The following is a 13,176-nucleotide window of genomic DNA, read 5'->3' as shown; positions in this document are numbered from 1 at the left end:
GGTTCGGGCCTTTGGACGCGAGCCTTCCGCAGGGCGGTCACCCGCCCATGGTCCGGGACGGGGGAACGGTTGGCGGATCTGCATCTGGCCGTCGACAGGGCGGCGGGGGGCATCGCCGGGCAGATCGCCCGCGAGCTCCGGGAGGCCGTACGGCACGGCAGGCTGGCGGCCGGGGAGCGGCTGCCCGCGAGCAGGGAGCTGGCCAGGGACCTCGGGCTCTCGCGCGGCGTGGTCGTGGAGGCCTACGAACAACTGGTCGCCGAGGGCTTCCTGACCTCGAAGGTCGGCGCGGGGACGCGGGTTGCCCCCATGGCCCGCCGCGTCCCGGCCGTGAGCCCTCCGGCTGCAGGGAACGCGTCCGGCGCTCCCGGTGCGGAGACGCCGGGCCACGAATGCGACTACGGCCGCCGGCCCACCTCACCCGACCTGGGATTCTTCCCCCGCGGGCGGTGGCTGGCCTCGACCCGCCGGGTGCTCGCCGCACTGCCCGCCGACGCCCTGGACTACGGCGACCCCGGCGGCGTGCCGGAGCTGCGCGAGGAACTGGCCGCCTACCTGCGCAGGGTGCGCGGGGCCGACATCGCGCCGGAGAACCTGGTGATCGTCGGCGGGGTGGCCCAGGGGCTCAACCTCACGGTCCAGGCGCTGGCCGGGCGGCTGCCCGGGGCCGGCCGGACCGGCGAGGACCTGGGCTGGTTCGTGGACGGGACCGCTCACCCGCCGCGTCCCGGGCGGGTCCGGCTCGCGGTCGAGGACCCGACCGGTCTGCGCCAGCTGCCGCTGCTCAGGTCGGCCGGGGCCGACCTGGTCGCGGTCCCGGTGGACGGGGAGGGCGTCGACGTCGGGGCCCTCGCTGCGACGGGGGTCCGCGCGGTGCTGCTCACCCCGGCCCACCACTACCCGACCGGGGTCGTCCTCTCCCCGCGCCGCCGCGCCGAGCTGATCGAGTGGGCCGCCGCGACCGGTGCGACCGTCCTGGAGGACGACTACGACGCCGAGTTCAGGTTCGACCGGGATCCGGTGGGCTGCCTGCAGGGGCTGGCCCCGGACCGGGTGGTGCTCGCGGGGAGCGTGAGCAAGTCCCTGGCCCCCGGCCTCAGGCTCGGCTGGGTGGCCGCCCCGCCGGAGATCGCCGCGGCGGTACGACTGGCGCGGGCGGAGCTGGACATGGGCTCCCCGGTGCTGGAGCAGCACACCCTGGCGGACTTCGTGCGCTCCGGGGCCTACGACCGGCACCTGCGGCGGATGCGCCGGGAGTACCGGACCCGGCGCGACACCCTCGTCCGAGCCCTGGCCGAGCACCTTCCCCAGATCACCGTGCACGGCGTCTCCGCCGGTCTCCACCTGCTCGCCGAGCTGCCTCGGGGCTGGGACGAGCGGGCCGCCGCGCGGGCGGCGCAGGCCCGGGGCCTCGCGGCCGAGCCGGTGGGCCCGATGCGGCGCCGGCCGGGGCCGCCCGCGCTGGTCATGGGTTTCGCCCGGCTGCCGGTCCACCGTGCCGACGAGGTCGTCCGGGGTTTCGCGCGCGGCCTTCACCGGTGAGGGCGCGGTCGCGCCGTACGATCACGGCGGGTTGACAGTAAGTACATATGTCCTTACAAACCTTGACGGGGTCTGGGCCGTCGCCTAGAACTGAGACCAGCCGCTCTCTCCGCCGGAGGCATCATGCGCGTCGGTCTGCTGGGTCTTGGACGAATAGGTGCTTTCCATGCGATGACGCTGGTCGCCCATCCCCGGGTCGACGAGCTGGTGGTGGCCGACGCGGACGCCGCGCGGGCGGCCGAGGCGGCTGCGGGGCTGGGGGCGAAGGCCAGGGTGGGCGAGGCCTTCGAGGCCGACGCCGTGGTCATCGCCACCCCCACGGCCAGCCACGCCGAGCTCCTGCTGAGAGCGTGCGCCGGCGGGATCCCCGCGTTCTGCGAGAAACCCGCCGCCTCCGGGGTGGACGAAACGGTCCGGGTCCTGGAGGCGGCCAAGCAGACCGGGACGATCGTGCACATCGGCTTCCAGCGCCGCTTCGACGCCGGTTACGCCGAGGCGCGCAGGGCGCTGCGCGCCGGCGAGCTGGGAGGGCTCCACCGGGTCCACCTGATCACCGCGGATCCGAGCCCGCCCGCCGCCGAGTACATCGCGACCTCCGGCGGGATCTACCGCGACTGCCACATCCACGACTTCGACATCCTGCGCTGGGTCACCGGCCGCGAGGCCGTCACCGTCTACGCGACCGGCTCCAACCGGGGCGAGGCGTTCTTCGCCGAGGCCGGAGACGTCGACACCAGCGCCGCGCTCATCACCATGGACGACGGCACGCTGGTCACCCTGCAGGGCTCCCGCTACAACGGAGCCGGATACGACGTGCGGATGGAACTGGCCGGAACGCTGCGGACCCAGGCGGTCGGTCTCGGCCCGCGCGCCCCGCTGACCGGCGCGGAGGGCCTCCAGCCGGGCGGGGAGCCATGGCCGGACTTCGCCACCAGGTTCGCCCCGGCGTACACGGCGGAGCTGGACGCGTTTCTCGCCGCCGCGGCCGGGGAGACGGACAGTCCGTGCACGGTCGAGGACGCGCTGGCCGCGCTCTACCTCGCGGAGGCGGCCGACCTGTCGCTCCGCGAGGGGCGCGTGGTCCGCGTGGCGGAGGTGGTCCGGTGAGCGGGCGGGAGGTGGTGCCCGGAGGGCCGCCGGAGAGCGGTGCCCCGGGAGGGCGGCAGGGCGGTCCGATCAGGACGGCGGGCGCCCCCATCTCGTGGGGCGTCTGCGAGGTGCCCGGCTGGGGACACCAGCTCGACCGGTCGCGGGTACTGGCCGAGATGCGGGATCTCGGCCTGACCGCCACCGAGTTGGGTCCCGCCGGGTTCCTGCCGCCCTCGCCGTCGCGGCGCCGCTCCCTGCTCGGCGGGTACGGCCTGCGCGCGGTCGGCGGCTTCGTCCCCGTGGTCCTGCACGAGCCCCGGTACGACCCGCTGCCGGAGGTCCGCGCCACCATGCGGGCCTTCAGGGAGGGGGAGGTGGAGGTCGTCGTGCTGGCCGCGGCCACCGGAAGGGAGGGCTACGACGCCAAGCCCGAGCTGGACGCCGGGGGCTGGAAGACCCTGCTCGCCAACCTGGGCCGGATCATCAGGACCGCCAGGGAGTTCGGCCGCACCCTCACCCTGCATCCGCACGTCGGGACCATGGTGGAGACCCGCCAGGAGGTGGACCGGGTGCTCGCCGGCAGCGCGGTCCCGTTCTGCCTGGACACCGGCCACCTGCTCATCGGCGGCACCGACCCGCTGGACCTCGTCCGCGAGGCCCCCGGGCGGATCGCCCACGTCCACCTCAAGGACGTCGACGCCGCCCTCGCCGAGCGGGTCCGGGTGGGCGGGCTCACCTACACCGCGGCCGTGCGGACGGGGATCTACCGCCCGCTCGGCCGGGGGGACGTGGACGTCGCGGGCATCGTCACCGGCCTGGCGGCGTCCGGGTACTCCGGCTGGTACGTCATGGAGCAGGACGTCGTCCTCGCATCAGAGGACGAGGACCCCGCCCAGGACGTCCGTACGAGCCTGGCCTATCTCGGGAGCCTCGCGTGACCTCCTCCTCCGCGGCCGGAGGGAGCGCGGGCGGGCCCGCCGAGGTGCTGACGATGGGGCGGGTCGGGGTGGACGTCTACCCGCTGCAGGTGGGGGTCTCGCTGCGGGAGGTGGAGACCTTCGGCAAGTATCTGGGCGGCAGCCCGACCAACGTGGCCGTGGCCGCCGCCCGGCTGGGCCGCTCCAGCGCGGTGATCACCCGGACCGGGGCCGACCCGTTCGGCGCGTTCGTCCACGACGCGCTGCGCGGGTACGGCGTCGACGACCGCCACGTCATCGCGGTGCCCGGCCTGCCGACCCCGGTGACGTTCTGCGAGATCCGGCCCCCGGACGACTTCCCGCTCTACTTCTATCGCTACCCCAAGGCCCCCGACCTGGAGATCCTCCCCGAGGAGCTGGACCTGGAGGCGATCGCGGCGGCGCGGCTGTTCTGGACGACCGTGACCGGGCTGTCGGCGGAGCCGTCGCGCAGCGCGCACCTGGCGGCCTGGCGGGCCAGGGGGCGCACGCCGTACACGGTGCTGGACCTGGACTACCGGCCGATGTTCTGGCCGGACGCCGAGCAGGCCCGCGAGCGGGTGCGCGAGGTGCTCGGACAGGTCACCGTCGCGGTCGGGAACCTCGACGAGGCCGAGATGGCCACCGGCACGCGCGAGCCCCGCACGGCGGGCCGGGCGCTGCTGGAGGCGGGGGTGGAGCTGGCGGTCGTCAAGCGGGGGCCGGACGGGGTGCTCGGCATGACCGCGACCGAGACGGTGGAGGTGCCGCCGGTCCCGGTCGAGGTCGTCAACGGGCTCGGCGCGGGCGACGCCTTCGGCGGGGCGCTCTGCCACGGACTGCTGGCGGGCTGGCCGCTGGAGCGCACGCTGAGGTTCGCCAACGCGGCCGGGGCGATCGTGGCCGGCCGGCTCGCCTGCGCCCCGGCCATGCCCACGGTGGACGAGGTGCTGGACGTCCTCGGCGAGGGCCGGAACGCGTACGAGAGGGCGGGCGATGAGTGAATCCGGCGCCGGGCGGGTCCCGGATCCGGGCCGGGAGGCCGCCTCCGGGAGGACGGGCGGGCACGGGGAGGCCGGACCCGGCCTCGGCCAGGGCCTGGGGGAGGAGGAGCACCGGAGGTTGCTGGAGACCCGGGCGCGCTTCCCCTGGCGGATCGCCGAGGCGGCCGCGGCCCGGCAGCGGCGCGGCATGCTGGAGGGCCGGGGCCAGCTTCTGATCATCGCGGCCGACCACGCGGCCCGGGGCGCGCTCTCCGCCGGGAGCCGTCCCCTGGCCATGGGCAGCCGGCTCGACCTGCTCCGGCGGCTCCGCGTGGCGCTGGCCCGGCCGGGCGTGGACGGGTTGCTGGCCACCCCCGACGTCGTCGAGGACCTCCTGCTGCTCGGCGCGCTGGAGAACAAGATCGTCATAGGTTCGATGAACCGCGGCGGCGTGCAGGGCACCGCGTTCGAGTTCGACGACCGCTTCACCGCCTACGATGCCGCCACCATCGCCCGGATGGGCCTGGACGGGGGCAAGATGCTCTGCCGGATCGGCGTCGACGAGCCCGCCACCGCCGCCACCCTCGAAGCGTGCGGCCGGGCCGTCACCGAGCTGGCCGCACGCGGCCTGGTCGCGCTGGTGGAGCCGTTCTGGTCGCGGCGGGTGGGCGGGACGGTCACCCACGACCTGTCCGCCGAGGGCGTCATCCGGTCCGTGCACGTCGGCCAGGGCCTCGGCGCGACCTCCGCGCACACGTGGCTGAAGATCCCCGTGGTGGACGACATGGAGCGGGTGATGCGCGCCACGACCCTGCCCACGCTGCTGCTCGGCGGCGATCCCGGTGACACGCCCGGCCCGGCGTACGCCGCCTGGCGCAAGGCGTTGCGACTTCCCGGCGTCCGGGGGCTTGTGGTGGGCCGCGCGTTGCTGTACCCCTCCGATGACGACGTGGCGGCGGCGGTGGACACCGCGGCGGCGATGCTGGAGGAGATCCGATGACGTTCATCCCGGCAGGCAGCACGGCAAACGCCCCCTGGGCGCTGTGGATCACCCCCGAGACCGCCGGATGGGCCCGCAGCGGGCTCCGCCTGCTCCACCTGTCCGGTGAGACGGTGGAGTTCGCCACCGGCGGCGAGGAGATGGTGGTCCTGCCGCTCTCGGGCGGGTGCGCGATCGAGTGCGACGGGGTACGGCTCACGCTCCACGGCCGGACCTCGGTCTTCCACGCGGTCACCGACTTCGCCTACCTCCCGGTGGAGGCGACGGTCCGGATCACCGGAGAGGGCCGCTTCGCCTTCCCCTCGGCCCGGGCCTCCCGGCGCCTGCCCGTCCGGTACGGCCCCGCCGACCGGGTCCCGGTCGAGGTGCGCGGGGCCGGGCAGTCCAGCCGCCAGGTCAACAACTTCTGCGCCCCGGACGCCTTCGACTGCGACAAGCTCGTCGCGGTCGAGGTGCTGACCCCCGGCGGGAACTGGTCGTCCTACCCGCCGCACAAACACGACACGGCCTCCGAGCACGAGGCCGTGCTGGAGGAGATCTACTACTTCGAGGGCGGTCCCGGCTACCAGCGGGTGTACGGCACGCACGACACCCTGACCGAGGTGAGCGGCGGCGACGTGGTGCTCGTCCCGCACGGCTACCACGGCCCGTCGATGGCGGCCCCCGGTTACGACCTGTACTACCTGAACGTGCTGGCCGGGCCCGCCGAGAAGCGGTCCATGGCCTTCTGCGACGACCCCCGGCACGCGTGGGTCCGCTCCTCCTGGGCGGACCAGCCGGTCGACCCCCGGGTCCCCATGACGAGAGCGCCGCGCTGACCGGGCGGACCGCCCGCCGGGAACGCCCGCGCCAGACCCGCCCCGGGACGCGACGTCCCGGGGCCGCTCCGGAAGGAGTCAGGATGAGGCTCACGGTGGCACAGGCGCTGGTGCGGTTCCTCGCCGGCCAGTGGTCGGAACGCGACGGCGTCGAGCAGCGCCTGGTGGCGGGCGTCTTCGGCATATTCGGCCACGGCAACGTGGCGGGCATCGGCCAGGCCCTGGCCGAGCGGGGCGCGGGCACCGGTGACGCGCTGCCGTACTACCTCGCCCGCAACGAGCAGGCCATGGTGCACACCGCCGTCGGCTACGCCCGGATGCGCGACCGGCTGTCGGCCTTCGCCTGCACCACCTCCATCGGCCCCGGCGCCACCAACCTGGTCACCGGCGCGGCGCTGGCCACGATCAACCGCCTCCCGGTGCTGCTGCTGCCCGGCGACGTCTTCGCCACCCGGGTCGCCAACCCGGTGCTGCAGGAGCTGGAGGACCCGCGCTCCTACGACGTGACGGTCAACGACGCGCTGCGCCCGGTCTCCCGCTTCTTCGACCGGATCAACCGGCCCGAGCAGCTGCCCTCGGCGCTGCTGGCCGCGATGCGGGTGCTGACCGACCCGGCCGAGACCGGCGCGGTCACCCTGGCGCTCCCCCAGGACGTGCAGGCCGAGGCCTGCGACTGGCCCGAGGAGCTGTTCGCCAGGCGGGTGTGGCACGTGGCCCGGCCGGTGCCCGAACCCGCCGCGCTGGACAGGGCGCTCGGCCTGATCCGGACCTCGCGCAGGCCGCTGATCGTGGCCGGGGGCGGGGCCGTCTACAGCGGGGCCTGCGGCGAACTGGCCGCCTTCGCCGCGCGGTACGGCGTGCCGGTGGCCGAGACGCAGGCGGGCAAGGGCTCCGTGCCGTACGACCACCCCTGCGCGGTCGGCGCGATCGGCCACACCGGCAGCGCCGCGGCCAACGCCCTGGCCCGGGAGGCGGACCTGGTCATCGGGATCGGGACCCGCTACAGCGACTTCACCACCGCCTCCCGGACCCTGTTCGGGCGGGCGAGGTTCCTCAACGTCAACGTCGCGGCCTTCGACGCGGCCAAGAACGCCGGGGAGATGCTCGTCGCCGACGCCCGCGAGGCCCTGCGGGCGATGGAGGTGCCCGGCTGGACGGCCGACCCCGGCTGGACCGCCCGGGCGACCGCGCTCACCCACGACTGGCAGGAACAGGTCTCCCTGCTCACCACGGGCGACGCGCTGACCCAGCCGGTCGTGCTCGGCATGGTCAACGAGGTGGCGCGCCCGGCCGACGTGGTGGTCAACGCGGCCGGGTCCATGCCGGGCGACCTGCACAAGCTGTGGCGGGCCCGCGATCCCAAGGGCTATCACGTGGAGTACGGCTACTCCTGCATGGGCTACGAGATCGCCGGAGGGCTCGGGGTGAAGCTCGCGGCCCCCGAGCGAGAGGTGTTCGTGCTGGTGGGGGACGGCTCCTACCTGATGATGGCGCAGGAGATCGCCACCGCCGTGCAGGAGGGCGTCAAGCTCGTGATCGTCCTGGTGGACAACCACGGCTTCGCCTCGATCGGCGGGCTGTCGGAGTCGGTCGGCGCGCGCCGGCTCGGGACCGCCTACCGGATGCGAGGCCCGGAAGGGGAGCTGGACGGCGCGTTCGTCCCGGTTGACCTCGCCGCCAACGCGGCCAGCCTGGGCGCGGACGTGCTGCGCGCCGACGGCCCCGAGGCGCTGCGCGTGGCGCTCACCAAGGCGCGGGAGTCCGCCCGGACCACCGTCGTGTACACCGAGACGGTCCCCGGTCCGGGACCCGCGACCACGGCCTGGTGGGACGTGCCGGTCGCGGAGGTGTCCGGCCGCGAGGACGCGCGGCGGGCCCGCGCGGCCTACGAGGCGGCCAGGCGGGAGCAGCGGCCCTACCTCTGAGGCGCCCCGTCCCCGGGACGGGCCCGCCCGCGGCGCGGTGCCCGCCCACCCGCACGGCGCCGGTACGGCGATGCGGTCAGGGAGCCGCCGCCGTGGTGGTGACCGCCCTGGGCTGGAACCCCCCGGCCAGGAAGACGATCAGCGCCACCAGGACCGCGGCGGGCAGGAACGCCACCCGCGCGTTCACGGTGTCGTTGATCGTCCCGACCACGGCCGCGCCGACCAGGAAGCCGACGTAGTTGAACAGGTTGACCCGGGCGATCGCCGTCTCGGCTCCGGCGCCCAGGCGGCCGGCGGCCGAGAACGACTGCGGGGCGATGATCGACAGGCCGATGCCGACGAGGCCGAAGGAGGCGACGGCCACCACGGGGCCGGGGGCGACGACGACGCCGAGCGTGCCCAGCGCCGCGATCACCGCGCCCGCGCGGACCACGGGGGCCGGGCCGTACCGGCGCACGGCGAGGTCTCCGGGGACCCGCGCGACGAGCATCGCCGCCTGGTAGGCGAGGTAGGCGAAGGGGACCAGCCAGCCGGTCGCCAGCAGCGCCTTCTCCATGTAGACCGTGCTGTAGTTGGAGACCGCCGCGTCGCCGACGTAGAGGAAGGCCATGGCCAGGCAGAGCGGGATGATCGGCCGCCACGGCACCCGGGCCGCCGTCTCCACGGCCCGCGCCGTCGCCCGCTCCTCGTCACGCGTGTAGAGGCGGGGGAGCATGGCCGCCGAGACGACCGCGCCGATCACCACCGGGACGGAGAACGACCAGGCCAGCTCCACTCCGAGCGCGCTGAAGGCGGAGTTGAAGGCGGCTCCCAGCATCGAGCCGACGCTCCACACCGCGTGGAAGCCGGTCAGCACGCTCATGCCGTAGGTGCGTTCGACCGCGACCGCCTGCATGTTCATCGCCGCGTCGACCGCCCCGACCGCGAGGCCGAACGCGGCGCTCAGCGCGTACAGGCCGGCGAGGGAGCCGTTCCAGCCCTGCAGGACCACGACGGCGCACACGGCCAGCTGGGAGACGCGCAGCACGGGGGCGCTGCCGTACCTGGAGGCGAGGGAGCCCGCGAGCACGCTCCCGACGCCGGCGATCACCGGTACCAGGAGCAGGACCAGGGTGAGGTCCGTGTCGCTCAGCCCGAACTCGTGCTGCAGGTCGATCACGTGAGTGAGCAGCGTGGCGAAGCACAGGCCCTGGACGAAGAACGCGGCCCAGGTCGCCACCCGGGCCTGCCGGTCGCGCGGGGCCGGCACCTGGGTCTGCTCGCCATGCGGGGTCGGCACCACGACCTCCAGGAACATGAGGGGGGTTCAAGTTCCCGCCAGGGTAGGCGCGCCGTTCTCCGGGGTCAATGGCCCGTCACCGCTGCGGGCCCGCCCGCTGCGGTGCCTCCCCCGCGCCCGCGCGACGCCGCGTCTCCTCCGGTGTCCTCGTGGCCTCGTTCCCTCGGCGGGCGCTAGGGTGCTTCACGTGCGAGCGGCAGGGGAGCGGCGCGGGGGATACGCGGCCGGGCAGGCGCGCCGGGAGCGCATCCTGGCGATCGCGTTGCAGGAGTTCGCGGAGAACGGCTACCGGGGAGCCTCGCTCGCCCGCATCGCCGAGCGGGCCGAGATCTCCCAGGCCGGGCTGCTCCACCACTTCCGCAGCAAGGAGCGGCTGCTGATCGCCGTCCTCGAATACCGCGACGAGCTCGACATGCGCCGATACGACGGCGGAGCCCCGCCGGCCGGAGGCCTGAGTTTCCTGGACGACATGGTCGACCTGGTCGAGCGGAACTCCCGCGTCCCCGGCCTCGTCCAGCTCTTCACCGTGATGAGCGGCGAGGCCGTCACCGCCGACCATCCCGGCCACGAGTGGGCCCGCGAGCGCTACCGGCGGCTCCGCGAGGAGGTGAGCCGGGTGCTGAGCCGGGCGGTGGAGTCCGGCGAGCTCCGGGCCGGCATCGACCCCGAGGCCCACGCCGCCCGGCTGATCGCCGTGATGGACGGCCTGCAGAGCCAGTGGCTGCTCGACCCCGACCGGGTGGACATGGCCGCCCTCTTCCGGGGGCACGTCGACGACCTCGTCGCCTCGCTCCGCCCCGAGGGCTCCCCGCGTCCTCAAGGACCGTCCTGCGACTCATGAGAGCCGGTCCGGCGTCCGCGGCTTTCACGGTTCGCAGGACGGCCCCGGGGCTCCCGTCCGCCGCGTCTCGGCGGATCCCGGCGCTCCACCCGCACACGCGTGGCAGGGCTTATCGTCGAGGGGTGGACTTCTCCTGGCCTCCCGCGATCCGTGACGACACGCCTGCGCCGCGCCCCGGCGACCTGCGGGCCGGAGACGCCGACCGGGAGAGGATCGCCGCGGTCCTCAACGACGCGCTCGCCGACGGGCGGCTGACCCACGACGAGCACGAGGAGCGGATTGAGCGCCTCTACCGCTCCCGCACGCTCGGCGAGATCGCCGCTCTCACCGCCGACCTCCTCCCGCCCGAGGCCCAGCCGCTGCGGACCGACGTCCGCCCGGTGACGGCCTTCTTCGGCTCGGAGGAGCGCTCGGGGCGCTGGGTGGTGCCGACGCGCTTCTCCGCCACCGCCGTCTGCGCCAACGTCACCCTCGACCTCCGTGAGGCGCTGCTCCAGTCCGGCCGCGTGACCCTCCAGGTCACCGTGCTGGGAGGGACGCTCACGCTGGTCGTCCCGGAGGGCGTGCGGATCGAGATGCCGGCCTCGGCCTTCATGGGCGGCAAGAAGAACCAGGTCCCGCCCTCCCCGGACGGGCCGATCATCGAGATCACCGGGACCGTCGCCCTGGGCAGCATCGTGGCGAAGTCCCCCAAGCGACCCCGCCGATCCTGGTTCCGCCGCTGAGGCCGGCCGGGGTCCTCGGAGAGCCGGTCACCGGGAGTCCTGCAGGCGCGCGGTCAGGTCCCACAGCCGCACCGCCGTGTCGTACCCACCGGACACGGCCACCAGACCGCGCGGAGACGGGCCGGGGACGTACTCGCTGACCAGGTAGGGCCGCCACCGGCGATGCCCGCGCCCGGCCCGACGGGATCGGGAACCGTGCACCTCCTCACCCGCCACCGGCCGCCCGCGCCGGTGGCGATCGGGAAGATCTCTATATGAACTTTGTCATATTCGGGCGATCCGGGCGTGGCGTCAGACGGCGGTGTCGAAGTTGATCGCGCTGTAAGCGCGGAGCTTCCAGAGCTGGTGCTCGCTCTCGATCTTCCGGATCGTGCCGGACCGGCCGCGCATGACCAGGGAGTTGGTCACGGCGTGGCCGCCCCGGTAACGCACCCCCTGCATGATCTCGCCGTCGGTGATCCCGGTGGCCGCGAAGAACACGTCGTCGGACCTGACCAGGTCGTCGGTGGTCAGGGTGGCGTCCAGGTCGAGCCCCGCGTCCAGCGCCCGGCGGCGCTCGGCGTCGTCCTGCGGCCAGAGCCTGCCCTGGATCACACCACCCAGGCACTTGAGCGCGCAGGCCGCGATGATGCCCTCGGGCGTGCCGCCGATGCCGAGCATCAGGTCGACGCCGGTGCCCCCCCGGGCCGCCATGATGGCGCCGGCGACGTCACCGTCGGTGATGAGCTTGATCCGCGCGCCGGTCTCCCGGATCTCTCTGATGATCTTCTCGTGGCGGGGCCGGTCGAGGATGACCACGGTCACGTCCGAGGACGCGCATCCCTTGGCGCGTGCCACCGCGGCGATGTTGTGGGCGACCGGGGCGTTGATGTCCACCGAGTCGGCCGCCTCGGGGCCGGTCACCAGCTTGTCCATGTAGAAGACGGCCGACGGGTCGTACATCGAGCCGCGCTCGCTGACCGCGATGACCGAGATCGCGTTGGGCATGCCCAGGGAGGTGAGCCGGGTGCCGTCGATCGGGTCCACGGCCACATCGCACTCGGCGCCGCTGCCGTCGCCCACGGACTCGCCGTTGTAGAGCATCGGGGCGTTGTCCTTCTCACCCTCGCCGATCACCACCACGCCGTTCATCGAGACCGTGTTGATGAGCTGGCGCATCGCGTTGACCGCCGCGCCGTCGGCGCCGTTCTTGTCACCGCGCCCCACCCAGCGGGCCGCGGCCATCGCGGCCGCCTCGGTCACCCGGACCAGTTCGAGGGCCAGGTTGCGATCAGGCGCGTGCTCGCCTGTGGCGAGGGCGGCGGGAACGGACGTCTGCTCGGACATGGCGGAAAGCCCCTCTCGTGGATTCTGACGACGATCGTAGTTGTCTCCTCCTTGCCGGGCGGGGGAGGATAATGTGTGGCCACTATGAGCAGCGACACGGAACGGCCGGTAACGAAGGCGACCGCACGAACCTCCGAACGGGGTGCCGCCACACGGGTCGCGCTCCTGGCGGCGGCCAGGGAGACCTTCGTCACAAGCGGTTTCGCCGAAGCGGGCGTCACCGACGTGGTCGCGCGCGCGGGCGCGAGCGTGGGCAGCCTCTACCACCACTTCTCCGGCAAGGCCGATCTCTACCTCACTCTCTTCGAGGAGTTCCAGGCCCGGCAGACCCAGCGGACCAAGCAGGCGGTGCAGGAGGCCAGGGCCGGGGGCGAGAGCGACCCGATGAGGCTGTTCGTCGCCGGCGCCCGCGCCTACCTGGAGGGCTGCCTGGCCGAGCGCGAGCTCGCCGCGCTGTTCCTGCGCGGCGACGGTCCGCCCGGGTTCGAGATCATCATGCGTGACCGGCTGCGCCAGTGGGCCAAGCGCAACGCCACCCTGTTCGAGGGCGACGAGGGGGCACTGGTCGTGGTCCTCACCGGGGCGCTCGCCGCCGCGGTCTCCGAGGTCGCGCTCTCCGAGGACGAGGACGCCTCCCGCAGGCTCGCCGACGACGTGCTGGCCATCATCGGGCAGATCCGCCGCCCCACGGAGCGCCCCTGACGGCGGACCGC

The 13,176-nt window shown here is 74.1% G+C and carries 13 protein-coding genes; 10 read left to right on the top strand and 3 right to left on the bottom strand.

Annotated features, from left to right (window positions below):
* Positions 1-69: 69 nt before the first annotated feature.
* The 7 genes from pdxR (at position 70) to iolD (ending at position 8,292) form a co-directional block, all read left to right on the top strand.
* A complete protein-coding gene (pdxR, locus tag HS041_RS00190) occupies positions 70-1,542 on the top strand; it encodes a MocR-like pyridoxine biosynthesis transcription factor PdxR (protein ID WP_196438501.1) in 1,473 nt (490 codons plus the stop codon).
* A 123-nt stretch (positions 1,543-1,665) separates the two neighbouring features.
* Complete coding sequence (locus tag HS041_RS00185; protein ID WP_196438500.1) at positions 1,666-2,649, top strand: Gfo/Idh/MocA family protein; 984 nt, start codon at positions 1,666-1,668, stop codon at positions 2,647-2,649.
* Positions 2,646-3,569, top strand: coding sequence for a TIM barrel protein (locus HS041_RS00180; RefSeq protein WP_307845107.1), 924 nt, complete (start codon positions 2,646-2,648; stop codon positions 3,567-3,569). The genes HS041_RS00185 and HS041_RS00180 overlap by 4 nt, the downstream gene beginning before the upstream one ends.
* The gene (gene iolC / locus HS041_RS00175) at positions 3,566-4,570 is read left to right on the top strand and encodes a 5-dehydro-2-deoxygluconokinase (RefSeq protein ID WP_307845106.1); all 1,005 of its coding nucleotides are present in this window, start codon (positions 3,566-3,568) and stop codon (positions 4,568-4,570) included. The genes HS041_RS00180 and iolC overlap by 4 nt, the downstream gene beginning before the upstream one ends.
* A gap of 94 nt (positions 4,571-4,664) precedes the next feature.
* Positions 4,665-5,549, top strand: coding sequence for a Cgl0159 family (beta/alpha)8-fold protein (locus HS041_RS00170; protein WP_196440686.1), 885 nt, complete (start codon positions 4,665-4,667; stop codon positions 5,547-5,549).
* The gene (iolB, locus tag HS041_RS00165) at positions 5,546-6,367 is read left to right on the top strand and encodes a 5-deoxy-glucuronate isomerase (protein ID WP_196438499.1); all 822 of its coding nucleotides are present in this window, start codon (positions 5,546-5,548) and stop codon (positions 6,365-6,367) included. Before HS041_RS00170 ends, iolB begins: the two co-directional genes overlap by 4 nt.
* 83 nt (positions 6,368-6,450) lie before the next feature.
* Positions 6,451-8,292: a 3D-(3,5/4)-trihydroxycyclohexane-1,2-dione acylhydrolase (decyclizing) gene (gene iolD / locus HS041_RS00160; RefSeq protein WP_196438498.1), complete on the top strand. Its 1,842-nt coding sequence runs from the start codon at positions 6,451-6,453 to the stop codon at positions 8,290-8,292.
* A gap of 76 nt (positions 8,293-8,368) precedes the next feature.
* Here the strand turns inward: iolD and HS041_RS00155 are convergent, their stop codons facing one another.
* Positions 8,369-9,571: an MFS transporter gene (locus HS041_RS00155; RefSeq protein ID WP_307845105.1), complete on the bottom strand. Its 1,203-nt coding sequence runs from the start codon at positions 9,569-9,571 to the stop codon at positions 8,369-8,371.
* A 187-nt stretch (positions 9,572-9,758) separates the two neighbouring features.
* On the opposite strand from HS041_RS00155, the gene HS041_RS00150 reads away from it, so the two are divergent.
* Positions 9,759-10,412, top strand: a complete 654-nt coding sequence (locus HS041_RS00150; RefSeq protein WP_196438497.1) for a TetR/AcrR family transcriptional regulator — start codon at positions 9,759-9,761, stop codon at positions 10,410-10,412.
* 122 nt (positions 10,413-10,534) lie between these two features.
* Positions 10,535-11,137 carry a DUF1707 SHOCT-like domain-containing protein gene (locus HS041_RS00145; RefSeq protein ID WP_307845104.1) on the top strand — a complete coding sequence of 201 codons (603 nt, stop codon included), beginning with the start codon at positions 10,535-10,537 and terminating at the stop codon, positions 11,135-11,137.
* Between the two features lie 27 nt (positions 11,138-11,164).
* Here the strand turns inward: HS041_RS00145 and HS041_RS00140 are convergent, their stop codons facing one another.
* The gene (locus HS041_RS00140; RefSeq protein WP_196438495.1) at positions 11,165-11,338 is read right to left on the bottom strand and encodes a hypothetical protein; all 174 of its coding nucleotides are present in this window, start codon (positions 11,336-11,338) and stop codon (positions 11,165-11,167) included.
* A gap of 90 nt (positions 11,339-11,428) precedes the next feature.
* Positions 11,429-12,463, bottom strand: coding sequence for a class II fructose-bisphosphatase (gene glpX, locus HS041_RS00135; RefSeq protein WP_196438494.1), 1,035 nt, complete (start codon positions 12,461-12,463; stop codon positions 11,429-11,431).
* Between the two features lie 84 nt (positions 12,464-12,547).
* Here glpX and HS041_RS00130 point away from each other — a divergent pair, with 84 nt between their 5' ends.
* Positions 12,548-13,165, top strand: coding sequence for a TetR/AcrR family transcriptional regulator (locus tag HS041_RS00130; RefSeq protein WP_196438493.1), 618 nt, complete (start codon positions 12,548-12,550; stop codon positions 13,163-13,165).
* The last annotated feature ends 11 nt before the right edge of the window (positions 13,166-13,176 follow it).

Origin of the sequence: Planomonospora sp. ID67723, from assembly GCF_015711605.1 — a bacterium.
In the GTDB taxonomy this organism is placed as follows: domain Bacteria; phylum Actinomycetota; class Actinomycetes; order Streptosporangiales; family Streptosporangiaceae; genus Planomonospora_A.
Note: the sequence above shows the minus strand (reverse complement) of the source record. Positions and strands in the feature narration are given on the sequence as shown.